General features: G+C 62.5%; 21 protein-coding genes. 11 read left to right on the top strand and 10 right to left on the bottom strand.

Going from position 1 to position 23,322, the window contains the following annotated elements:
* Nucleotides 1-157 precede the first annotated feature (157 nt).
* Both C8K58_RS10945 and desA read right to left on the bottom strand, forming a co-directional pair.
* The gene (locus tag C8K58_RS10945) at nt 158-1,159 is read right to left on the bottom strand and encodes a sensor domain-containing diguanylate cyclase (RefSeq protein ID WP_108573716.1); all 1,002 of its coding nucleotides are present in this window, start codon (nt 1,157-1,159) and stop codon (nt 158-160) included.
* Nucleotides 1,160-1,347: 188 nt separating this feature from the next.
* Nucleotides 1,348-2,532, bottom strand: coding sequence for a delta-9 fatty acid desaturase DesA (desA, locus tag C8K58_RS10940; RefSeq protein WP_108573715.1), 1,185 nt, complete (start codon nt 2,530-2,532; stop codon nt 1,348-1,350).
* Between the two features lie 166 nt (nt 2,533-2,698).
* Here desA and dibA point away from each other — a divergent pair, with 166 nt between their 5' ends.
* From dibA to C8K58_RS10910, 6 genes are all read left to right on the top strand, one after another.
* Nucleotides 2,699-4,609 (top strand): phosphodiesterase DibA, encoded by a 1,911-nt coding sequence (gene dibA / locus C8K58_RS10935; RefSeq protein WP_108573714.1) that lies wholly within the window; start codon nt 2,699-2,701, stop codon nt 4,607-4,609.
* A 299-nt stretch (nt 4,610-4,908) separates the two neighbouring features.
* Nucleotides 4,909-5,091, top strand: a complete 183-nt coding sequence (oscA, locus tag C8K58_RS10930; protein ID WP_003170956.1) for a sulfur starvation response protein OscA — start codon at nt 4,909-4,911, stop codon at nt 5,089-5,091.
* 66 nt (nt 5,092-5,157) lie between these two features.
* A complete protein-coding gene (locus tag C8K58_RS10925) occupies nt 5,158-6,168 on the top strand; it encodes a sulfate ABC transporter substrate-binding protein (protein WP_027607869.1) in 1,011 nt (336 codons plus the stop codon).
* 77 nt (nt 6,169-6,245) lie between these two features.
* Nucleotides 6,246-7,064, top strand: coding sequence for a sulfate ABC transporter permease subunit CysT (gene cysT, locus C8K58_RS10920; protein WP_027607868.1), 819 nt, complete (start codon nt 6,246-6,248; stop codon nt 7,062-7,064).
* 13 nt (nt 7,065-7,077) lie between these two features.
* Nucleotides 7,078-7,950: a sulfate ABC transporter permease subunit CysW gene (gene cysW, locus C8K58_RS10915; protein ID WP_027607867.1), complete on the top strand. Its 873-nt coding sequence runs from the start codon at nt 7,078-7,080 to the stop codon at nt 7,948-7,950.
* Between the two features lie 3 nt (nt 7,951-7,953).
* Complete coding sequence (locus tag C8K58_RS10910) at nt 7,954-8,934, top strand: sulfate/molybdate ABC transporter ATP-binding protein (protein ID WP_092490370.1); 981 nt, start codon at nt 7,954-7,956, stop codon at nt 8,932-8,934.
* A 126-nt stretch (nt 8,935-9,060) separates the two neighbouring features.
* Here the strand turns inward: C8K58_RS10910 and C8K58_RS10905 are convergent, their stop codons facing one another.
* Nucleotides 9,061-9,588 carry a DUF962 domain-containing protein gene (locus C8K58_RS10905; RefSeq protein ID WP_108573713.1) on the bottom strand — a complete coding sequence of 176 codons (528 nt, stop codon included), beginning with the start codon at nt 9,586-9,588 and terminating at the stop codon, nt 9,061-9,063.
* A gap of 83 nt (nt 9,589-9,671) precedes the next feature.
* Here C8K58_RS10905 and C8K58_RS10900 point away from each other — a divergent pair, with 83 nt between their 5' ends.
* Both C8K58_RS10900 and C8K58_RS10895 read left to right on the top strand, forming a co-directional pair.
* Nucleotides 9,672-10,358: a Crp/Fnr family transcriptional regulator gene (locus C8K58_RS10900; protein ID WP_108573712.1), complete on the top strand. Its 687-nt coding sequence runs from the start codon at nt 9,672-9,674 to the stop codon at nt 10,356-10,358.
* A 38-nt stretch (nt 10,359-10,396) separates the two neighbouring features.
* Nucleotides 10,397-10,762, top strand: a complete 366-nt coding sequence (locus tag C8K58_RS10895) for a response regulator (RefSeq protein WP_027607863.1) — start codon at nt 10,397-10,399, stop codon at nt 10,760-10,762.
* Between the two features lie 102 nt (nt 10,763-10,864).
* On the opposite strand, the gene C8K58_RS10890 is transcribed toward C8K58_RS10895, so the two are convergent.
* Nucleotides 10,865-11,869, bottom strand: coding sequence for an AraC family transcriptional regulator (locus C8K58_RS10890; protein ID WP_065926327.1), 1,005 nt, complete (start codon nt 11,867-11,869; stop codon nt 10,865-10,867).
* A gap of 101 nt (nt 11,870-11,970) precedes the next feature.
* Between C8K58_RS10890 and C8K58_RS10885 the strand changes: the two genes are divergently transcribed.
* Nucleotides 11,971-13,050, top strand: coding sequence for a fatty acid desaturase (locus tag C8K58_RS10885; protein WP_108573711.1), 1,080 nt, complete (start codon nt 11,971-11,973; stop codon nt 13,048-13,050).
* Here C8K58_RS10885 and C8K58_RS10880 read toward each other — a convergent pair.
* From C8K58_RS10880 to C8K58_RS10870, 3 genes are read right to left on the bottom strand one after another with little or no spacing between them, the layout of a single operon-like run.
* Entirely contained in the window at nt 13,022-14,632 is a 1,611-nt protein-coding gene (locus tag C8K58_RS10880; RefSeq protein ID WP_108573710.1) for an arylsulfatase, read from the bottom strand. The genes C8K58_RS10885 and C8K58_RS10880 overlap by 29 nt on opposite strands.
* 16 nt (nt 14,633-14,648) lie before the next feature.
* Nucleotides 14,649-15,464 (bottom strand): ABC transporter ATP-binding protein, encoded by an 816-nt coding sequence (locus C8K58_RS10875; RefSeq protein ID WP_092358642.1) that lies wholly within the window; start codon nt 15,462-15,464, stop codon nt 14,649-14,651.
* A complete protein-coding gene (locus C8K58_RS10870) occupies nt 15,461-17,053 on the bottom strand; it encodes an ABC transporter permease (protein ID WP_027607858.1) in 1,593 nt (530 codons plus the stop codon). The genes C8K58_RS10875 and C8K58_RS10870 overlap by 4 nt, the downstream gene beginning before the upstream one ends.
* 288 nt (nt 17,054-17,341) lie before the next feature.
* Between C8K58_RS10870 and C8K58_RS10865 the strand changes: the two genes are divergently transcribed.
* A complete protein-coding gene (locus C8K58_RS10865; RefSeq protein WP_092358644.1) occupies nt 17,342-18,343 on the top strand; it encodes an ABC transporter substrate-binding protein in 1,002 nt (333 codons plus the stop codon).
* Nucleotides 18,344-18,396: 53 nt separating this feature from the next.
* On the opposite strand, the gene C8K58_RS10860 is transcribed toward C8K58_RS10865, so the two are convergent.
* The gene (locus C8K58_RS10860) at nt 18,397-19,317 is read right to left on the bottom strand and encodes a LysR family transcriptional regulator (RefSeq protein ID WP_012721638.1); all 921 of its coding nucleotides are present in this window, start codon (nt 19,315-19,317) and stop codon (nt 18,397-18,399) included.
* 179 nt (nt 19,318-19,496) lie between these two features.
* Here C8K58_RS10860 and C8K58_RS10855 point away from each other — a divergent pair, with 179 nt between their 5' ends.
* Nucleotides 19,497-20,402 carry a TauD/TfdA family dioxygenase gene (locus C8K58_RS10855; RefSeq protein WP_012721639.1) on the top strand — a complete coding sequence of 302 codons (906 nt, stop codon included), beginning with the start codon at nt 19,497-19,499 and terminating at the stop codon, nt 20,400-20,402.
* Between the two features lie 258 nt (nt 20,403-20,660).
* Here the strand turns inward: C8K58_RS10855 and C8K58_RS10850 are convergent, their stop codons facing one another.
* Together C8K58_RS10850 and C8K58_RS10845 are read right to left on the bottom strand one after the other, a co-directional pair.
* Complete coding sequence (locus C8K58_RS10850) at nt 20,661-22,268, bottom strand: alkaline phosphatase family protein (RefSeq protein WP_012721640.1); 1,608 nt, start codon at nt 22,266-22,268, stop codon at nt 20,661-20,663.
* A 100-nt stretch (nt 22,269-22,368) separates the two neighbouring features.
* The gene (locus tag C8K58_RS10845; RefSeq protein WP_012721641.1) at nt 22,369-23,313 is read right to left on the bottom strand and encodes a LysR family transcriptional regulator; all 945 of its coding nucleotides are present in this window, start codon (nt 23,311-23,313) and stop codon (nt 22,369-22,371) included.
* Nucleotides 23,314-23,322: the final 9 nt, after the last annotated feature.

The following is a 23,322-nucleotide window of genomic DNA, read 5'->3' as shown; positions in this document are numbered from 1 at the left end:
TCAGGCACTCCTCTGCGCTTGGTTTTGGAGCTGCTTCGCAGCCCAACGCGGGCGGTGCGACGATTCGACAAGCCCGCTCGCCACAGATGACGGGTTGCCCGTTCTGTCCCTTAACTGACCGGCATTGGGGCAAGCCCCCTCCCACAGTGATCGGCATTCAGCCAGCGATGACGCGATTCTTGCCCAGGCGCTTGGCCTCATACATGGCGGCATCGGCGCGGGCGAACAGGCTGTCCAGGGTGGAGTCTTCCTCGGTCAGGCTGGCCAGGCCCTGGCTGATGGTCACGCTGAACGCCTCGCCCTCATAGCTGAAGCTCAGCGCCTGAATCTCCCTGCCCAGGCGCTCGGCCACTTGCAGCGCCATCTCCGGCGCGCAACCCGGCAGAACGGCGGCGAACTCTTCGCCGCCAATGCGCCCGAACAGGTCGCCACGGCGCAGTACCCCGCGACCGCTCTCGGCGATACGCCGCAGCACCTGGTCACCCTCCAGGTGGCCGTAGGTGTCGTTGACGTCCTTGAAGTCATCGATGTCCAGCAGCAGGAAGGCCAGCGGCGCGCCTTGGGCGCAGGCGCTGTCGAAGGCCTGGTTGGCGCATTCGAAGAAGTGTCGGCGGTTGCTGCTCTGGGTCAGCACGTCGGTGGTGGCGAGACGGTGCAGTTCCAGTTCCAGCTGTTTTTTTTCCGTGATGTCTTCGGCCATGCCGACGACGATCACCGGCTCGCCGGGTTCGACCTGCTGGTTGATGTAGCACTTGTCGCTCAGCCAGCGGATCTGCCCGTCAGCGGTGATGATGCGGTACTCGCGGTCTTCCACGGCACCCTGCTCCAGCACGCGCGCCAGGCTGTGTTCGGCGTAGTCGAGGTCTTCGGGGTGAATGCTGTTGCGCCATTCGCGGTGGTCGGCCAGCAGCAGGCCGGCGGAACGTCCAAAAATTCGCTCGTATGCCGGGCTGACATAGAGCACGCGGCGGGTCTGCCAATCGATGGCCCACAGCACGGCGTTTACGCTGACCAGCAGAGAACTGAGCAATTGTTCGCGCTCACTCAGTCGCTCGACTTCGCCCTGGGCATGTACCAGTGCCAGCAGGGTTGCTGCCGCGGCCGGACGCGGAGGGTCAGCGGTAGGGCTGTCGGCGGTGAAGGGCTTTTCGAGAACCATCGGCACAACTCTCTCTGGGCGCGCCGCAAGATCGAGCAGCGGTCACTACAAGGGGCCACCATGATGGCGAAGTGTTCATTGAGAGAGGCGAATTGCAGTGAAGTTCCGTCAACAGGCTCGATTGACGGTGTCCGAGAAATGACGCCAAAAAGCTGATGGGTGGGAGGGCAAGCCCTCCCACGCCACTGTCAGACCGCCGCAGGACGCAGCGAATAGGTCTTCAATTGGTGGGCAAAATCCCGCAGGGACTGGATGCCGCTGGCCTCGGCCTCGTGCACCCATTCCTTGATGGCGGCGAGCATATCGTAGCCGTTGGAGCTGGTCTTGAGCCAGATCTGCTGCAGCGCCAGGCGTTTTTCGTAGATCACTTTCAGCGCCTGGCTGTGTTCCAGCATGCTCTGGATACGCAGGTGGTGGCGGTCATCCAGCAGGCTGGTTTCCCGCGACAGCAGGCGTTTGGCACGGTGGAACTGGTGGCGCACCGAGTGATCGACTTTTTCCAGCTCCTGCTTGACCAACGGGCCGATCACCAACTTGCGGTACTGGGCCATGATCTGGAAGCGGTTGTTGAGGATCGCCATGGCGGTGTCCATGTCCAGGTGGCCCTTGCCTTCCACGCGGTGGGCAATCGGTGCCACACGTTGCACCTTGGCCAGGCGCAGGAAGCTGAACACCTTGATCCATGCCCAGCCCAGGTCGAATTCCCACTTCTTCACCGACAGCTTGGCCGAGTTGGGATAGGTGTGGTGATTGTTGTGCAGCTCTTCGCCGCCGACGATGATGCCCCACGGCACCAGGTTGGTGGCGGCGTCACGGCATTCGAAGTTGCGATAGCCCACGGCATGGCCCAGGCCGTTGATCACGCCGGCGGCCCAGAACGGAATCCACATCATCTGGATTGCCCAGATGGTGATGCCGATGGTGCCGAACAGCAGCAGGTCGATCACGCCCATGATCGCCACACCCAGCAGCGGGTAAGGGGTGTAGAGCTTGCGCTCGATCCAGTCGTCCGGGCAGTTCTTGCCGTAGATGCGCAGGGTCTCGGGGTTTTCGGCCTCGGCACGGTACAGCTCGGCACCTTTGCGCAATACAGTGGACAGGCCCTTGATCACCGGGCTGTGCGGGTCGTCGACGGTTTCGCACTTGGCGTGGTGCTTGCGGTGGATGGCGGTCCACTCGCGGGTGTTCTGCGCTGTGGTCAGCCACAGCCAGAAGCGGAAGAAGTGTTTCAGGCCGGCATTGAGCTCCAGGGAGCGATGGGCTGAATAGCGGTGCAGATAGACCGTGACCCCAACGATGGTCACGTGGGTCATCAACAGGGTGACTGCCACCAGTTGCCAGGCCGACAAGTCAAGAAAACCGTTGTACCACATAGGCTGTATGGCCCTCAGATAAAGAAAAGAACAGCTCACGCATTATCACTAAGCCTACAGAGAAAACCAGCGGCCCTTTCAGATAAGACTTACGAGATGTTACATATCCTATAATCCCCATTCTTTGTAGGACGATTCTGGGCTTTTAGTAAGGATTACTGGGCATATGCTGTTTTCATACCGAGGTGCCCTGCGTGCGGGGCTGGTATACCTGCTGGCTTCGAGCGTCTGGATAGGCCTCACTCATCGGGTATTGATCGAGTTTCTCGATAGTCCAACCGACCTGCACCAGTGGCTGCAGGTGCGTGGTTATGTGTGGGTGGCGCTCAGTGCCTGGCTGATCTACCTGATCTGTGCCCGATCTGCCCGGGCCGACCAGCAGCAACCCTTGAAAGAGAACCGCGAGCGCCTGCGCCAGGCTGCTGCCGTGTTCGATTGCACCCGCGAAGGGGTGTTGGTCACCGACGCCAAGGGCCTGATCGTGCATGTGAACCGGGCCTTCATGGAAATCACCGGCTACCAGTGCGAAGACGTCATGGGCCGGCAGCCGAGCCTGTTCAAGTCCGGTCGCCATTCGTCGAATTTCTATCAACAGATGTTCCAGACCCTGGAACACACCGGTGAATGGAGCGGTGAAATCTGGAATCGGCGCAAAAGCGGTGAGATTTATCCACAGTGGCAAACCATTCGCGTGATTCACGATGACCTGGGCCATATCAGCCATTACGTCGCGGTGTTTTCCGACATCAGCGCCATCAAGGATTCCGAGCACGAACTGGCCCACCTGGCCCACCACGACCCGCTGACCGACCTGCCCAACCGCCTGCTGTTCACCGACCGTGCCGAGCAGGCGCTGGCCTCGGCGCAACTCCACAAGCGCGGCTGCGCCCTGTTGTTGCTGGACCTGGATCACTTCAAGATCATCAACGACAGCCTTGGCCATAATGTGGGCGACCAGTTGCTCAAACTGGTGGGCGAGCGGCTCAAGGCGCTGTTCGGCCCTGGCGTGACCCTTGCGCGCCTGGGCGGGGATGAGTTCGCGGTGCTCGCGGAAAACTGCTCACAGGTGGTGCAGGCGGCGGCTTTGGCACAGCGCATGCTGGATGTGATGAAGCAGCCGTTCATCTTTGACGGCCATCAGCTGTTTATCAGCGCCAGCATCGGCATCAGCCTGTTCCCCAATGATGCCCTGAGCGCCGAGCAATTGTTGCGCAACGCCGATTCCGCGCTCTTCAAGGCCAAAAGCGTGGGCCGCGAAGGCTACGCGTTGTACACCGAAGAACTCACCGCCCACGCGCAGAACCGGGTGGAAATCGCCAGCGAACTGCGCCGCGCCCTCGAACAGCAGGAGTTGCGCGTCTACTACCAACCGGTGCACGACTTGCACACCAGCCGCCTGATCGGCGTCGAAGCACTGGTGCGCTGGCAACACCCCGAGCGTGGCCTGGTGCCGCCGGGTGATTTCATCCCCATCGCCGAACGCACCGGGTTGATTGCCGAGATCGATGGATGGGTGATGGACCAGGCCTGCCGACAGATGTGCCGATGGCTGGCCGACGGCGCGCCGCTGAGCTTTATTGCAATCAATGTATCCAGCCGCCTGTTTGCCCGGCGCGAACTCTATGATCAAGTCGCCCAGGTGCTGCACGATACCGGCCTGGATCCGGCCTTCCTGGAGTTGGAAGTCACTGAAAGCGCGGTGATGGACGACCCTGAAGTGGCCCTGGAACAACTGCACCGCCTGCGCGAACTGGGCTTGCGCCTGGCCATCGATGACTTCGGCACCGGCTATTCCTCCCTGCTGCGCCTCAAGCGCCTGCCGGTGCAGAAACTCAAGATCGACCAGGGCTTTGTCGCCGGGCTGCCGTGGGACGAAGACGATGCCGCCATCGTGCGGGTGGTGATCGCCCTGGCGAAAAGCATGGGCATGCAGGTGCATGCCGAGGGGATCGAACAGGTGGAGCAGGCGCGGTTCTTGTTGGAGCAGCACTGCGATATGGGCCAGGGGTACTGGTTTGGGCGGCCGATGCCGGCGGACGAGATTGATTGGAACTGCGCACCCACTCTCCAGCCTTGAAATGCATTCAAATGTGGGAGGGGGCTTGCCCCCGATAGCGGTGTGCCAGTCTGAACATGTGTTACTGATAGACCGCCCTCGGGGGCAAGCCCCCTCCCACATTTGGATATTCACCAGGCGTTATTTCGGTGCTCGGTCGCAAAACAAGCACGCAACCCCACGTCCTGCCAGAAAATTCTTTCTGGTTATATAAACATTCTTAAATAGTATTTTTAAGAATATCCGCGCTTATCTACTATCGCCCTACGCCGCAAGCAGTGCCGCCACTGCGAGGCACTATTCATTTCAGGAGCGAGACCATGAGCGCATCTCTACGTAGCGTCGACGGCCAGGACGAAGCAGCCATTTTGCGCGAGATCCAGAGCGCCTTGCGCGATCTGCGGTTTGGCGCGGTGGAAATCACTGTGCACAACGCTCAAGTGGTACAGATCGAACGCAAGGAAAAATTCCGTTTGCAGAACCCGGGTAACAAACCGAGCTAAGCAATAACGGCGATAGACCCCGTCACTATAAGAAAAAGCCAACACCCAGAATTTTCAGGAGCTTCTATGTCGTCGATTCGCCGTTATGCCCTGGCCGCCCTGGCCAGCGCCGTGTTTGCCGGTTCCGCCGTTGCCAAGGACTACGAGTTGCTCAACGTCTCGTACGATCCTACCCGTGAGCTGTACCAGGACTACAACGCTGAGTTCACCAACTTCTGGAAACAGTCCCACCCCGGCGACACCGTCAAGATCCAGCAATCCCACGGTGGTTCGGGCAAGCAAGGCCGGGCCGTGATCGACGGCCTGCGCGCCGACGTGGTGACCCTGGCCCTGGCCGGCGACATCGACGAAATCGCCAAGCTGGGCAAGACCCTGCCGGAAAACTGGCAGACCCGCCTGCCGGATGCGAGCACCCCATACACCTCGACCATCGTGTTCCTGGTGCGCAAGGGCAACCCTAAAGGCATCAAGGATTGGGGCGACCTGATCAAGAAAGACGTTTCCGTGATCACGCCTAACCCGAAAACCTCCGGCGGTGCGCGCTGGAACTTCCTTGCCGCCTGGGCCTACGGCCTGAAATCCGGTGGCAGCGAAGCCAAGGCTCAGGAATACGTCAAGGAGCTGTTCAAGCACGTGCCGATCCTCGACACCGGCGCGCGCGGTTCGACCATCACCTTCGTCAACAACGGTCAGGGCGACGTGTTGCTGGCCTGGGAAAACGAGGCGTTCCTGGCCCTGAAAGAAGACGGCGGCGCCGACAAGTTCGACATCGTCGTGCCGTCCCTGTCGATTCTCGCGGAGCCGCCGGTGGCCGTGGTCGACAAGAACGCCGAGAAAAAGGGCAACACCGAGATCGCCACTGAATACCTCAAGCACCTGTACAGCCCGGCTGGCCAGGAGATTGCGGCGAAGAACTTCTACCGCCCACGGGATGCAAAAGTGGCCGCCAAATACGCCCAGCAGTTCCCGAAACTGGACCTGGTGACTATCGACAAAGACTTCGGCGGCTGGAAAACTGCCCAGCCGAAATTCTTTAACGACGGTGGCGTGTTCGACCAGATCTACACGGCGCAGTAAGCCGAGCAACAACCCGCCCACAGAGCCCGCATTCACCTGCGGGTTTTGTGTGTCAGTTCCGCTAACCAAGGACTCTTATGTCGCGTCGTATTTCCCCCGTCATACCCGGCTTCGGGCTGACGCTGGGCTACACCGTGGTGTACCTCAGCCTGATCGTACTCATCCCCCTCGCGGCGATGTTCGTACACGCCGCTCAACTCACCTGGGATCAGTTCTGGAACATCATCTCCGCACCCCGTGTGCTGGCGGCGTTGAAGCTGAGCTTCAGCACCGCGCTGTACGCCGCCCTGATCAACGGCGTGATCGGCACGCTGCTGGCCTGGGTGCTGGTGCGCTACACCTTCCCCGGCCGCAAGATCATCGATGCGATGATCGACCTGCCGTTCGCCCTGCCCACCGCCGTGGCCGGTATTGCCCTGACTGCCCTGTACACGCCGACCGGCCTGGTGGGCCAGTTCGCCGCCGACCTGGGCTTCAAGATCGCCTACAGCCCCTTGGGCATCACCCTGGCGCTGACCTTCGTGACCCTGCCGTTCGTGGTGCGCACGGTGCAGCCGGTACTCGCCGATATCCCCCGGGAAATCGAAGAAGCCGCTGCCTGCCTGGGCGCCAAGCCGTTGCAGGTGTTTCGCTACATCCTCGTCCCCGCGCTGCTGCCCGCCTGGCTGACCGGCTTCGCCCTGGCGTTTGCCCGTGGCGTCGGTGAGTACGGCTCGGTGATTTTCATCGCCGGCAACATGCCGATGAAAACCGAGATCCTGCCGCTGCTGATCATGGTCAAGCTCGACCAGTACGACTACCGCGGCGCCACCTCCATTGGCGTACTGATGCTGGTGGTTTCCTTTGTCCTGCTGCTGCTGATCAACTTGTTGCAGCGGCGCATCGAACGTCCATAAGGAGGCGCGGAACATGTCCCAATCGTCTATTTCCGCGGCATCCTCGGCCAACGCAGCCCGCCGTGGCAGCGCTGTTTCCCGACGCATCCTGATCAGCCTGGGCTGGCTGGTGTTCTTCCTGTTCCTGCTGCTGCCGCTGTTTATCGTGGTGTCCCAGGGCTTGAAGAACGGCCTCGGGGCGTTTTTCACCGCAATCCTTGAACCGGACGCGTTGTCCGCGCTGAAACTCACGGTGATCGCCGTGCTGATTTCGGTGCCGCTCAACCTGGTATTCGGCGTCAGCGCGGCCTGGTGCGTGAGCAAGTACTCGTTCCGTGGCAAGAGCATCCTGGTGACGCTGATCGACCTGCCGTTCTCGGTCTCCCCGGTGATCGCCGGCCTGGTCTACGTGCTGATGTTCGGCGCTCAGGGCCTGTTTGGCCCGTGGTTGCAGGCGCATGACATCCAGATCGTGTTCGCCTTGCCTGGCATCGTGCTGGCGACCATCTTCGTTACCGTGCCGTTCGTCGCCCGCGAACTGATCCCGCTGATGCAGGAGCAGGGTACCCAGGAAGAAGAGGCCGCGCGCCTGCTGGGCGCCAATGGCTGGCAGATGTTCTGGCATGTCACCGTGCCGAATATCAAATGGGGCCTGATCTACGGCGTGGTGCTGTGCACCGCGCGGGCCATGGGGGAGTTCGGCGCGGTGTCGGTGGTGTCCGGCCATATTCGCGGCGTGACCAACACCTTGCCGCTGCACGTCGAGATTCTCTACAACGAATACAACCACGTTGCCGCGTTTGCGGTGGCGAGTCTGCTGCTGATCCTGGCGCTCTTCATCCTGCTGCTCAAGCAGTGGAGCGAGAACCGTATTAATCGCCTGCGCGCCAGTGCGGCTGAGGAATAAGTCATGTCGATCGAAGTCCGTAACGTCAGCAAGAACTTCAACGCCTTCAAGGCCCTGGACAGCATCAACCTGGATATCCAGAGTGGCGAGCTGGTGGCCTTGCTTGGGCCTTCCGGCTGCGGCAAGACCACCTTGCTGCGCATCATCGCCGGCCTGGAAACCCCGGATGACGGCAGCATCGTGTTCCACGGTGAAGACGTCTCCGGCCACGACGTGCGTGATCGCAACGTCGGTTTTGTGTTCCAGCACTACGCGCTGTTCCGCCACATGACCGTGTTCGACAACGTCGCCTTCGGCCTGCGCATGAAGCCGAAGAACCAGCGCCCGAGCGAAAGCCAGATTGCGGCCAAGGTTCACGAACTGCTGAACATGGTGCAGCTGGACTGGCTGGCCGACCGTTACCCGGAACAACTCTCCGGTGGCCAGCGCCAGCGTATCGCCCTGGCCCGTGCGTTGGCGGTCGAGCCGAAGGTGCTGCTGCTGGATGAACCCTTCGGCGCCCTCGACGCCAAGGTGCGTAAGGAACTGCGCCGCTGGCTGGCGCGCCTGCACGAAGACATCAACCTGACCTCGGTGTTTGTGACCCACGACCAGGAAGAGGCCATGGAAGTCGCCGACCGCATCGTGGTGATGAACAAGGGCGTGATCGAGCAGATCGGCTCACCCGGCGACGTCTACGAAAACCCGGCCAGCGATTTCGTCTACCACTTCCTCGGCGACTCCAACCGCCTGCACCTGGGCGAGGACAAGCATGTGCTGTTCCGTCCGCATGAAGTGTCGCTGTCGCGCCACGAACTGGAAGATCATCACGCGGCCGAAGTGCGTGATATCCGCCCGTTGGGCGCGACCACGCGGGTCACCTTGAAGGTCGAAGGCCAGAGCGAGCTGATCGAAGCCGAAGTGGTGAAGGACCACGACAGCCTGACCGGCCTGGCCCGTGGCGAGACCCTGTTCTTCAAGCCCAAGGTCTGGCAAAAAGCCTGAGTTCACCGCAATACCAACTCTGAAACTGGAACCAAATGTGGGAGGGGGCTTGCCCCCGATGGCGGTGTTTCAGTCAGCTTATCTGTTGCTGACCCACTGCTATCGGGGGCAAGCCCCCTCCCACATTTAGACCTCGCTTGGCTTTAGATCGCGGCGCGCCACCGGGCCTGAGCGTTTCTCAATGTTCGCCTTCAGGTCATGCCGCAGCCCCAGCAAAAACGCCACCTCCGCCACCACAAACAGCGGCCCCACAATCAGCCCCGACACATCATCCACAAACGCCGGCTTCCTGCCCTCGTAGTAATGCCCGACAAACTGAATCACCCAGCCCACCACAAACAGGCCGACGCCGCTGCTGAGCCACACCATCGTGCTCTGCGCCGCCAACACGTGCCCGGCCCACACCGACAAGCCCATCAACACCGTCATCAGCACGCCCAGGGCCAGTTCAAGCCGCAGGTAAAACCACGCGGAAAACAGCGCCACTATCACTGCCGGGGAAAGCCACAGCCCGCCCACCGCCCATTCGGGGCGTGACAGCAGCACAGCCACGGCGACCACAATCAGCGGGATGCCGATGAAGTGGCTGGCGATATTGCGCGGATCGCGGTGGTACGCGGCGTATTGACTGAGGTGATCGACGAGGCTTTTCATTGTTGTTCCTCCTGTAGGATGTTTGATCATGCCCTGTCAGCCTGGGACTAACTGTCAGTTGGGCGACAATCTTCGGAGTTCTCATGGATGCGACGCAATGGCAATCCCGGTTGGCCGTCGGTCACTGGTTCAGTCACCTGCCCGTACCTTTCCAGCATAGTCTGCTGGCCCATGCGCGGCTGCGGCAGCTGACGGCGGGACAGTACCTGTTCAAGCGCGGCGACCCGCCCTGCGGCTTGTATGCGGTGCTCGAGGGCACGTTGCGCGTCAGTGCGGTGAATGAGCACGGCAAGGAAGCGCTGTTGAGCCTGGTGGGGGCGCCCTACTGGTTCGGCGAGATCTGCCTGTTCGACGGCTTGCCGCGCACCCACGACGCCTGCGCCACGGGGCCGTGCACGCTGGTGCAGGTGCCGCAGCAGGCGCTGCTGAAGATCCTCGATCAATCCCCTCGCTACTGGCGCGACCTGGCGCTGCTGATGAGCCAGAAGCTGCGCCTGAGTTTTATCGGCCTCGAACAGCTCAGCCTGATGCCCGCGTCGGTGCGCCTGGCCCACCGGCTGTTGATGATTGTTGAGGGCTACGGCGACATGGCGCCTTCAAAACGCGTGCTGCAACTGCCCCAGGAAGACCTGGCGGCGATGTTGAGCCTGTCGCGCCAGACCACCAATGCCTTGCTCAAGGACCTGCAAGCCCAGGGCATCGTGCGCCTGGGCTACGGCGAGATCGAAATCCTCGATGCCCAGCGGCTACGAGAGGCGGCGCACACCTGAGGGTGTTAGCCTGCAAACCTGATCAATCGAGGTGTGTTATGCGTGTGCTGTTAGTGGAACATGAATCCGAAGAGGCACAGCGGATGGCCCAGGGCTTGAACGAGGCCGGCTACACCGTGGAAGTCGCGGCCAACGGCATGGCGGCGCAGCGCTTTGTCGAAAGCGCCGAATACGACCTGGTGATCCTGGATGTGATGTTGCCCGGCCTGAATGCCTGGAAGCTGCAGCAGGCGATCCGGCAGAAGGGTGAGACACCGGTGTTGTTCCTGACCACGCCGGGCGGGATTGAAGATCGCCTGCGCGGGCTGGAGTTGCATGAGGATGACTACCTGCTCAAGCCGTTTGAGGCCAAGGGGTTGGTGATGCGGGTCAGGAAACTGTTGCGGCGGGATCGGGGTCGCTGAGCGATCGCCATCGGGAGCAAGCCCCCTCCCACATTTGAAATGCGTTCCCCTGTGGAAGGGGGCTTGCCCCCGATGAGGCCTTCAGCCTCCCCACACATCCCCCTACCGCAACCCATCCCGAAACTGCCCCGGCGTCATCCCCGTCCAGCGCTTGAACGCCCGGTTAAAGCTGCTGGTATCGGCAAATCCCAACAGATGGCTGACCTCGGCCAATGAACACTGTGGATCACGCAAGTGGAGCAACGCCAAGTTCTGGCGACACTCATTGAGCAACGCATCAAACCGACATCCCTCATCCGCCAGATGCCGCTGCAGACTGCGCAAACTCAAGTGCAGCGCCTGGGCAATCCGCTCGGCGCTAGGCTCGCCATCGGGCAGTTGCGCCTCGATGGCCGCGCGCACCTTGCGTTCCCAGGTTAGCGGTTGCAGTTGCGCCAGGGTGCGTTTGAGCACGGTTTCGTTATGTTCGGCCAGTTCCGGGTTGGCGTCGTCCAGGTGGCTGTCGAAATCGCTGGCGGCGAATTCGAGGCGGTCTTCCTCGGCGCCGAAAAACACCGGTGCGCGGAACACCGTGTGCCAGGGCTTGGGGTCGGCGGGTTGCGGGCGCCGCAGGTAAACCGCCAGCGGCGCATAGTCGCGGCCCAGGCGGTTGCGGCACGTGCGCACATAGATCGCGGCAAACGCGTCGATGGCTTCCAGCGCCGGCGCCGGGCTGCCCGGCGGTTGCAGCAGGCGAAAGCGGTAGCGCTCGCCATCGCCGCTGAGTTCCAGGCTCAGGGCATCGCTGACCACCTGGTGATACCGCACGATGCGCTCGAACACCTCGCGCAGGCTGCCGCTCGCCACCAGCGCATAACCCAGCGCATGAAAGGTGGTCGGGCTGACAAACCGCGACACCCGCAACCCGATGGCCGGATCGCCGCTGGCCTGCACCGCCAGTTCCCACAGGCGCGTGGTGGCCGACAGCGGGTAACGCGCGTTGGGGTCGTCCATCTGCTGCGGATCGAGCCCGGCCTGGGCGCACAGCGCGGCACTGTCGAGGCCCAGGGCATCGAGCTGCTTACGCAGGGCGCGGGTCCAGCTGGCGAGGGAAGTCGGTTCGGTCATGGCGATTGGCGCTTGCGGTCAACAGGTTGGCGTGTGGGGCTAGCGTCCTGCAAGAAGCCCTGGTGCAGGATGTAACCATCAATGAATAAGAGGATGGGAGCATGGACGGTACTTCTGCAAGTCCCCAGCAGATGAACGCGCAACAGCGTTCGGCGCATATCCGTGAGGTGGTGCTCGCCGAAGGCGTGCGCTTGCGTCGCCGGCACCCGTGGCTGCAGCATCAGGACGCCCTGGGCGCGGGCATCCTGGCCTTTTCCCTGCTCGGCATGATCGGCTCGGCGGCGCTCTATATCAGCGGTCATATGGCCTGGTGGGCCTGCCTGCTGCTCAATGCGTTCCTGGCCTCACTGACCCACGAGCTGGAACACGACCTGATCCACAGCATGTACTTTCGCAAACAGCGCGTGCCCCACAACCTGATGATGGGCCTGGTGTGGCTGGCGCGGCCGAGCACCATCAACCCGTGGATCCGCCGGCATCTGCACCTCAATCACCACAAGGTCTCCGGCACCGAGACCGATATGGAGGAACGTGCGATCACCAACGGCGAGCGCTGGGGCCTGGCGCGGTTGCTGATGGTGGGCGATAACGTGATGTCGGCGTTTATCCGCATGCTGCGCGCCAGGACCTGGGGCCACAAACTCAAGATCCTCAAGCGCTCGCTGCTGGTGTACGCGCCCCTGGCGCTGCTGCATTGGGGTGCGTGGTATATCTTCCTCGGCTTCCATGCCGCCAACGGCATCGCCAGCCTGCTGGGCACGCCGATCGACTGGTCCGCAGGCACCTTGCAGATGATGCAGGTGATCGACATCGCCGCCGTGGTGATCATCGGCCCCAACGTGCTGCGCACCTTTTGCCTGCACTTTGTCAGCTCCAACATGCACTACTACGGCGATGTGGAACCGGGCAATGTGATCCAGCAAACCCAAGTATTGAACCCGTGGTGGCTGTGGCCGTTGCAGGCGTTCTGCTTCAACTTCGGCAGCACCCACGGGATTCACCATTTTGTGGTGAAGGAGCCGTTCTACATCCGCCAGATGACGGCCAAGGTGGCACATAAGGTCATGGCCGAGATGGGCGTGCGTTTCAATGATTTCGGCACGTTTGCGCGGGCCAATCGGCTTGAACCCATGGCGTCGCCCCAGGCCCGGCTCAATCCGGCTGAAACGGCGACGCGCTGAGCACCACGCCGGTTTCGTCGACGTACTGCTGCCAGTGGCCGATCAACCTGGCGAGCTTGTCCGGATGACTCAAGGCCAGGTCGTGGATTTCTCCAGGGTCCTGGCCCAGGTCATACAGCTGCCAGGTCGCCGGGCCCACCGGGCCGGGGATGTACACGGCTTTCCACTGGCCCTGGCGAATCGCGCGGCGGCCGAACAGCTCCCAGCCGGTTACGGTGTTGTCGTCGTGCACCTGGGCGGTCTCGCCGGAGAGGAAGCCCAGCCACGACTTGCCCCGCAGCGGCGCCACCGGCTTGCCACGCCATTGTTTGCCCGGATGACGCACGCCGGCCAGGTCGAGGATGGTCGGCGTGATGTCCATCACCGTGCCGAACCCATGGCTGATACGACCTTTGAGCGACAACTGCGGATAGTGCACCAGAGACGGCACGCGAATCCCGCCCTCGGTGGTGAACGCCTTGAACAACCGCGACGGCGCCGTTGCCACCTGCGCCCACGACGGGCCATACCAGACGTAGGAGTTGGCGCGGCCGATATTGTCGAGGCTGTTGTCGTAATGCTGGTTGAGATAAGTGAGCAACTGCGGTCCGAACTTGGGGAACGCCTCCAACAGCGCACCTTCGGCGCCGTTGTCGGACATGAACACAATGAACGTATTGTCCAACTGCCCCTGCTGGCGCAGGTAATCCACCACTCGGCCGATGTTCCAGTCCATGCGCTCGACCATCGCCGCATACACCTCCATGGCCCGCGCCGACACCTGGCGCTGTTCGTCGCTCAAGGCGGCCCACTGGGTGTTCAGCTCGATCAACGGATGGGGTTCGACATTGGCGTCGATCAGCCCCAATGCCTTGAGTTTTTCCAGGCGTTCCAGGCGCAGCACTTCGGGGCCGGCGTCGTAGCGGCCACGGTACTTTTCGACGATCTCCGCAGGCGCCTGCAACGGCCAGTGCGGGGCGGAAAACGGCAGGTAGGCGAAGAATGGTCGGGCCTGGTCGCGCTCCTTGAGGTAGTGCAGCAGCTTGTCGCCGAAGGCATCGGAGGAATAGAAATCCTTGGGCAGTTGCTCGACGAACCGGTCGTCTTCGATGTACAGCGCCGGGGTGGACTTGAGCAGGCCCGGGGTGTCGTCGTTATAGGTCGGCTCGAAGCCGTAGTGGTTGGCCGCCCCCGGCAACAGCGAGAACGAGCGCTCGAAACCGCGGGCGTGGGGCGCCAGTTCGGCGGTCAGGCCCAGGTGCCACTTGCCGCTCATCAATGTCTGGTAACCGGCCTCGCGCAACAGCTCCGGCAGTGCCACCACCTTGTCATTCAAGTAGCCCTCGTAGCCGGGCTTGCCGATCAGCTCCGGCGTCAGCGCCTCGGCCATGGTGCCGATACCGGCGATATGGTGGTCGGTGCCGGTGAGCAGCATCGAGCGGGTAGGCGAGCACGTCGGGGCGGTGTGGAAGTCGGTCAGGCGCAGGCCGTTCAGGGCGAGTGCGTCCAGGTGCGGCGTGGAAATTTCCCCGCCAAACGCACCGAGGTCCGAGAAGCCCATGTCATCGGCCAGGATCACGAGAAAATTGGGACGTTGCGGCATCAAGGCACTCCTTTTTTCAGCAGGCAATAAAGGCCAATGGCAGATCGCGGATCTGTTCGCGCACCGGCGGCTGGTAGTGGCCATCGTTGGTCAATTCATGCAGCAGTTCTTCGCGCAGTTGATGGAATTCAAAACTGCTGCGCTGACGTGGATGTGGCAGGGCGACGTCCACCACCTGCTTGATCCGCCCCGGCCGGGGCTCCATTACCACCACGCGGTCGGCGAGGAAAATCGCTTCCTCCACATCGTGGGTCACCAATACCGTGGTGATTTTGGCGCGGGCGCGGATCGCCAGGAGTTCGTCCTGCATCTGCTGGCGGGTCAGGGCGTCGAGGGCGCCGAAGGGTTCGTCCAGCAGCAGGATGCGCGGGCTGGCCACCAGGCCGCGGGCAATCGCCACCCGTTGCGCCATGCCGCCGGACAGTTGGTGCGGATAGGCGCGGGTGAAATCGGTGAGGCCGACCAGCTCGATAAAATCGCTGATGCGCCGATTGCGCTCAGCGTCGCTCAGTGGCTCGTTGACCAGGCCCAGGCCGATGTTTTCCGCCACGGTGAGCCAGGGGAACAGACGATGCTCCTGGAACACGATGCCGCGCTCGCCGCCAATGCCGCTCACGGCTTTACCGTCGACGCGGATCTCGCCGCGAAACTGCGTATCCAGCCCCACCAGCAAACGCAGCAGCGTGGATTTGCCGCAGCCGCTGGAGCCGACAATCGCAACGAATTCGCCTTCGGCAATCTCCAGGTTGAATTCGCGGATGGCTTCCAGCTCGAAGCCGTCGACGTCGAAGGTCTTGCCCACATGGTTGAAGCTGACGATAGGTGCGTTCATGCGTGTCTCCAGCGGGTGGCGCGGGTTTCGATGCGCTGGCCGATCAGGTTGAGGGCCGCGCCGGTAAGGCCGACCAGGAGCATGCCGCTCATGATCAGGTCCATGCGCAGCAGTTGTTGGGCGCCGATCATCAGGCTGCCGATACCGCCGTTGGACGGCATGAAATATTCCGCACCGATGGTGCCCAGCCAGGCGTAGATCAGGCTCAGGCGCAGGCCGGCGAAAATCCCGGCTGCGGCGCCTGGCAGTACCAGGCGTCGCAGCCGTTGGAACAGATTCAGGCGCAACACCTGCGCCGCTTCGTTGAGCTGTGGCGACAGATTCAGCACGCTGCGTTGAGTGGCGATAAACAACGGGAAGAAGGCGGCGAGGGCGATAAACACCCACTTGGCCAACTCACCCAGGCCAAACCAGGCAGTGAGCAATGGCACCCAGGCGAAAATCGCGATCTGGCGCAAGGCGCTCAGGGTCGGCCCGAGTACCCGCTCACTGCGCCGTGACAGTCCGAGCCACAGGCCCATGGCAAAGCCAACGCCGCCACCGAGCAGCAAGCCGCCCAGGCTTCGCCCCAGGCTGGTGCCCAGTGCACCGCTGAGGTTGCCATCCACGACCCCGGCGACGGTGGTGTGCAGCACCACCCAAGGGCTGACCAGAATGTTCGGGTCGACCCAGCCTTGTTGCGTCGCGACCTGCCACAGCGCCAGCAACAGCAGGGGCAGCACCCACGGTTGCAGGCGCTGCCAGCCTTGATAGCGCGGCCCGCGACGAATCTGCGCCGTGGCCGGATGGGGCCAGTGCACCCATTTGCGGTCCAGCCAGCCAATGCCACGGTCCATAACCACGCCGAATACGCCGATGACCACGATGCACACGAAGACGATATCGAGCATGAACAGCTGGCGCGCCCACACCATCAGGTAGCCGATGCCTTCGCTGGAGGCCAGCAACTCCACCGCCAGCAGCGAGGTCCAGCCGGCCGCCAGGGCCAGGCGCACGCCGGCCATAAAGGCGGGCAGCGCGGCAGGCAGGATCAGGCGCCGGATCAACAGGTGCGTGGGCAGGCGCAGCACGCGGGCGGCTTCACGCAACTGGGGTTGGGCGTCGCGCACGCCCACCAGGGTATGCAGGGTGACGGGCACCACGATCGCCTTCACCAGCACCACCAGTTTCAGGGTTTCGCCAATGCCGAAGAACACCATGAACAGCGGAATCCAGGCCAGGGTCGGTACCTGCGACAACGCGCTGAACGTCGGAAACACCAGGCGCTCGGCGCGCGCGCTGAAACCCAGCATCGCCCCCAGCAGCGCCCCGGCGCCAATGCCGGCCAGCAACCCCCAGGACAGGCGTTGCAGGCTGATCGCCAGGTGGCTCCACAGCTCGCCGCCGGCCAGTTCCACGGCGCTGCTCCACACCAGGGACGGTGGCGGCAGGATCTGCTCGCTCATCCAGTGATTGCGGCTGGCCAGCCACCACAGCGCAAACAGCGTCACCGGCAGCAACCATGGCAACAGCCGTTCACAGCGCAGCGGCCAACGTGGCGTGGCGCCGGGAGCCGCGAGCGGGAGGCTCAAAAGTGAGATTCGGGCCATGGAGGACCTCCGTTGTCGCCAGGGGCGTTATGTGATTTCGATCTTATAAAAACGTAATCAAGATGATTGAGGGATAAGAAAAACCATTTAAAGCCTCGCCCCCGCACGCATCCAATGCATTCGAAGAATATTTTCGATGCTATCCATGCATAGCCCTCTGGAGCCTGCGTTTCCCTTCGCATAGTCCTAAAAGCTATTAAATTGTGAATTTATAGTATTTAAAGTTTTGACCAGGTTGTGCCTACTTTCTGCTCCCCAGGCGACCCTCGCCCACAAGGAGCTGCGCATATGAAACTGCCGTTCAAACGTCTGATCACCCTGGTGGCAGGCACCGCATTGGCGGGCCTGGTACAGGCTGCCGACCTCAAGGAAATCCGCATCGCCGTGCCTGACCTCAGCGCAGGCAGCCAGCACAGCGGCGGGGGCATAACGGACGTGCTGCGCGAGCAGCAGATCTTCGAAAAAGCCTTTGCCGACCAAGGCATCAAGATCCAGTGGAATTACTTCAAGGGCGCCGGCCCTGTGATCAACGAAGCCTTCGCCAACGGGCAGGTGGACCTGGCGTACCTGGGCGACCTGGCGGCGATCATCGGCCGCTCCAATGGCCTGGAGACGCGCCTGCTCAGTGCCACCGCGCGGGACATCAAGCAGTACCTCGGCGTGGTGCCGGGTTCTGGCATCAAGACCTTGCAGGACCTCAAGGGCAAGCGCGTCGCGGTGTTCCGTGGCACGGCCAGCCAGTTGTCGTTCGACAGTGCATTGGCCAGCCAGGGCTTGAGTGAGAAGGACCTCAAAGTCATCAGCCTGGACTACAACGCCGCCAATGCCGCGCTGGCCGCCAAGCAGATCGACGCCACCTGGGGCGGTTCGAACCTGACGGCATTGCAAGCCAAGGGGCTGGCTGAAATACCGCTGACCACCAAGGACCTCGGTGGCGCCGGCAGCATCCAGGCGGTGCTGGTGGGCAGCAAACAGTTTGTCGACGAGCACCCCGACGCCGTCGCCAAGCTGCTCAAGGCCCAGCAGCAGGCGGTGCACTGGTTGACCGATGACAACAACAAGCAAGCCTACATTGCGCTGGTGTCCGGGCTGGCCAGTTACCCGCCGGTGATTCTCACCAATGACTTGAAAGACCAGACCCTCAGCGAGATTTTCCCGTCGACCCTGGACCCGGTGTTCCTGGCTAAATTGCAGGGTTCGGTGGACCTGGCTTCCAAGGAGAAGCTGATTCGCAAGCCGTTCCAGGTGAGTGACTGGGTGGCGCCGAACCTGGCGGCGGCGGGGCTTTGAGTCGGGTGGTGCCTGGGCTATCGCCATCGGGGGCTTGCCCCCGATGAGGCCCGTCAAACCGCCACGCTCACCTCCTGCCTGTCCACCTCCACCAGCGTCTCGATCATCGCCTTCGCCGCCGGCGACAACCGCGAACCGGTGCGGCTGACAATCCCGCAGCGGGCGCTCATGGTCTCCATGTTCTGCGGCAGGTTGCGCCAGTGCAGCAGTTTCAACGTGCCGTGGGCGATGTCTTCGGCGAATGCCTCTTCGGTGCCGACGCCGATGGCGTTGGACTGCAGCACGATCTTCACCAGCGCCGGGAAATGTTCGGTCTGGATGCTCGGGGAAAAATCCATGCGCCCGCTCAGGTTCGCCAACAGTTTGCGAATGCCCTGTGAGATCAGCGGCGCCGCCAGCGGGTAGTCGAACATGTCGTTGGTCGACAGGCTGTCCTTGGCCAGCAACGGGTGGCCCGGTCGGCAAAAAAATACCCCGCGCTTGGGGGTCAGCGCGCGGGTCTGGAAATTCGGGTCGGCTTCGAATTGGCGGATGTCGGCGATAAAGAATTCGATCTCTTCACGGCTCAGGGCACGGCTGAGTTTTTCCCAGTTATCCACCTGGAAACTGGTGCGGATTTTCGGGTGGGCGCTGATAAAGCGCGCCACCGCATCCGGCACCAGTTTCACCGCCGGTGCCGGGCCGCAGCCGAAGCGCAGGTCGCCGGCGTCGAGCTTGGTCATGCGCGTCACTTCACTGCTCAGCAAGGCGGCGCCGTGCACCAGGGACAGGGCATGTTGCAGCACCACTTGGCCCTCCGGCGTGGGGCGCAGGTCCTTGTGGCCACGGTCGACCAGCACGCAGCCGAACTCCTGTTCCAGCCCCTGGATGCTGCGGCTGAACGCCGGTTGGGTGATGCCCATGGCGTCTGCCGCACGCACGAAACTGCGGTGTTCGTTGAGGGCGATGAAGTAGCGCAGTTGGCGAAGATCCATATGCTTTCCCTGCATCTTAAAAATAGGTCGAAGGCATTTGCGACCACGGGAGCAGAGGTTTTAAATGCAAGCTCTTATTCCGTCAATGAAGCATTCGTTCATTTGCTAGACCTAAATTGCATATGGATAGAGCGTTGTCGGAAAGCGTCCCCATCAGCAGGCACAAGAGGGTCATCACCATGAGCAACGCCGCATTAGCTGTTCAACCCGTCGCCCAGGCGCTGGATATTCACCCGGTCGCCGGCCGCATCGGCGCCGAGATCCGCGGTATCAGACTGTCCGGCGATCTGGATGCCGCCACGGTCGAAGCCATCCAGCAGGCGCTGGTGCAGTACAAGGTGGTCTTCTTCCGTGAGCAGACTCACCTCGATGACCAGAGCCAGGAAGCCTTTGCCCATCTGCTCGGCGAGCCGATTGCCCACCCGACGGTGCCGGTGCGCGACGGCACGCGCTTCCTCATGGAACTGGACGGCACCCGTGGCCAGCGCGCCAATTCCTGGCACACCGATGTGACCTTCGTCGATGCCTACCCGAAAGCCTCGGTGCTGCGTTCGGTACTGGCGCCCAAGTCCGGTGGCGACACGGTCTGGGCCAACACCTCAAGCGCCTACAACGACCTCAGCGTCGAACTGCGCGCCCTGGCGGATAACTTGTGGGCAGTGCACAGCAACGAATACGACTACGCCGCGCTCAAGCCGGATGTGTCGGCCGAGCGGCTTGAGGCATACCGCAAGGTGTTCACCTCGACGGTGTACGAAACCGAGCACCCGGTGGTGCGCGTGCATCCGGTCAGTGGCGAGAAAACCCTGTTGCTGGGGCACTTCGTCAAGCGCCTGAAAGGTTATTCCCAGGCGGACTCGACCCAGCTGTTCAACCTGCTGCAAAGCCACGTCACCCGCCTGGAAAACACCGTGCGCTGGCGCTGGAACACCGGCGACGTGGCGATCTGGGACAACCGCGCCACCCAGCATTACGCCGTCGACGACTACGGCACCCAGGAACGCATCGTGCGCCGGGTGACGCTCAAGGGCGATGTGCCGGTGGGCGTGCACGGGCAGCGCAGCCAGACCACCAAAGGTCTCTGATGTGGGAGGGGGCAAGCCCTGATGCCAGTCAGTCAACGGCGAACACCGTACCTGTGGTGAGCGGGCTTGCCCCGCGTTGGGGTGCGAAGCGCCCCTGATGAAGACGAATGCGGTGTATCAGCCACTCCTCTGCGCCTGGTTCTGGGGCTGCTGCGCAGCCCAACGCGGGGCAAGCCCGCTCACCACAGAGGTACCCGTTTGCTGCGCGACAACGCTACTTCGAAGAGGTAGTGGAGCCCCCAACATTCGATGTGTGGTTTACCACACGCCGATCTGCACCACCTTCTCCGCTTCCGGCTCACCGTAACGAAACCGTTGGCCACGCAGATCGATCTCTGCGTGGCTGATGGTGGTGCGTCGCTTCAACCCGCGCAGCCATTCGAACAGATACCCCACGTGGGTTTCGCGCACTTCGGCATAGGCCGGGTCGTTGCCCAGGTCGTGCAGTTCCTGCGGGTCGTTTTCCAGGTCGAACAGCTGTGGGCGGAAGCCGTCGTACGCCAGGTATTTCCAGCGTTCGCTGCGCACCATGGTCATCCGGCAACGGTCGATGGGTTGCGCCAGGCGTTCGCGGGCCGGGGCCTGGAAGGCGTAGTCGTACTCGGCGATGGCGTAGCGGCGCCAGCGGGTTTCCTGGCCGTGCAACAGCGGGATCAGCGAGCGGCCTTCCAGGCGATGCTCGGCCGCTGGCAAACCCAGGGCGTCGAGGAAGGTCGGCAGCGCATCGATGGTTTCCACCAGACGCGCGTCCACCGTGCCACGGCGGGTATCGGCGGCGGCGCGTGGGTCGCGCACGATCAGCGGAATGCCCACGGCAGGTTCCAGCAGAAATTCTTTTTCGCCGAGGAAGTGATCGCCGAGGAAATCGCCGTGGTCGCTGGTGAACACGATCAGGGTGTCGTCCCAACGGCCATTGCCTTGCAGGAAATCGAACAGGCGCCCGAGTTGGTCGTCGACCTGTTTGATCAAGCCCATGTAGGTGGGAATCACCGTGAGCCGTACCTCGTCACGGGAAAAGTTAAGGCTCTCCTGGTGCTGGCGGAACGCCTGGTACACCGGGTGATCGCTGGTCTCCCCTGGCTGGATCGGTGCCTGGATATGCTCGGCGCCATACAGCGCGTGATACGGCGCCGGTGCGATGTAGGGCCAGTGTGGCTTGATATAGGACAGGTGCAGGCACCACGGTTGTTCGGCCTGTTCACGGATAAAGTCGATCGCACGGTCGGTGGTGTAGACGGTTTCCGAATGTTCCTCGGCCACGCGCGCGGGGCGGCCCGCATTGCGCATGTGCCAACCGCTGAGGACTTCGCCGTTTTCACCGGCTGCCGCATTGGCCCATTCGTGCCACGGGTTGGCGCCGCTGTAGCCCTGCTCGCGCAGGTAATGGGTGTAGGGCGCGGACTCGCGTTTATCCTCGAACAGCGGGCTGTCGGGGTAGATGCCGTCGTGACGCAGGTACGCCTCGAAGCCAACCTCGTTCAACGGCTCGGCCTGCTTGCTGTCAGGGTCGATATTCAGGCGTTGCAAGGCGTCCACATTGGGCGTGGCGTGGGTCTTGCCGACCAGCGCCGTGCGGATGCCGTGGGGGCGCAGGTAGTCGCCGAGGGTCAGTTCTTCCAGGGGCAACGGCACCGCGTTCCACGCCACCTGGTGGCTGCTGACGTAGCGCCCGGTATAGGCCGACATGCGCGAGGGCCCGCAGATGGTGCCTTGGGTATAGGCGCGGTTGAAGCGCACACCGGCGGCGGCCAGGCGATCGATGTTCGGCGTGTGCAAGTGGGCGTGGCCGTAGCACGACAGGTAATCGCGGCGCAGTTGGTCGCACATGATGTACAGCACGTTGCGCACGGGTTGGGGGTGGGACATGGGGCTTCACCAGACGGAGGACAGGTGAGGTTTTTCGCCGTTCGAGTGGGGGGCTGGCAAGTGCATTTGGGGACTGGCTTTGATGCAGTGAATGCATGGCCTAGACCGCGACGTTCTCCAGCGTGCACACCTCTTCATCCAACTCATCGACCTGCTTGATCTGCTCGATCATCGCTTCGGCCAGCGGCGACAAGCGATACCCCGCACGGCTAACGATGCCGTAGCGGGTGTAACGCTCCTCCAGATCCTCCGCCAGGCCCTCGATCGTCAAGCACACCAGTTCGCCCCGGGCCATGTGCAGCACATCGCTGTTGGCGCTGACGATGCCGATGGCGTCGGAGCGCAGCACCACGCCCATCAGGCTATAGCCGTTCTCGCATTCGACATTGGGCAGGTAATCGGGCCGGCCGCTGAGGTCGACGATGACCTTGCGCAGGTTGGGCGGGCGGATGGTCACGGCCAGTGGGTAACTCATCAGCTCGGCGGCGCTTACGCTGCCACGCCCGGCCAGTGGGTGGCCGGCGCGGCAGCAGAAATACCAGCGGCGCGGGCGCAGGCGGTGGGTGTGATAGTCCGGGTTGGCTTCGAAGTGGCGGGTGTCGGCGACGAAAAACTCGAACTCTTCACTGAGCAGGCGTTTGCTCAGGCTTTGCCAGTCGTCCACCTGGTACTGCACCCGTGCCTTGGGGTAGCGCCCGATAAAACTGCCGATGGCGCGCGGGATCAGGCCGCCGGCCGGTGCCGGGCCGCAACCGAAGCGCAATTCTCCCGCCTCCAGGCCATTGAACTGGCTGATCTCATTGGCCAACTGCTGCGCACCGCTGACCAGGCGCCGGGCGTGCTCCAGCAATACCTGGCCTTGTTTGGTCGGCGCCAGGTCTTTGCGGCCACGGTCAATCAGCTGGCAACCGGCGCTGTGTTCCAGGGCCTGGATACTGCGACTGAACGCCGATTGCGACAGGTTCACCGTCAACGCGGCGGCGACAAAACTGCGTTGTTCGGCAAGGGCGATGAAGTGACGAAGCTGGCGCAGATCGATATGCATTTTTCACAT

Origin of the sequence: Pseudomonas sp. GV047 (assembly GCF_003058245.1) — a bacterium.
Taxonomy (GTDB): Bacteria; Pseudomonadota; Gammaproteobacteria; order Pseudomonadales; family Pseudomonadaceae; genus Aquipseudomonas; species Aquipseudomonas marginalis.
This window is presented reverse-complemented; position numbering and strand designations above follow the sequence as displayed.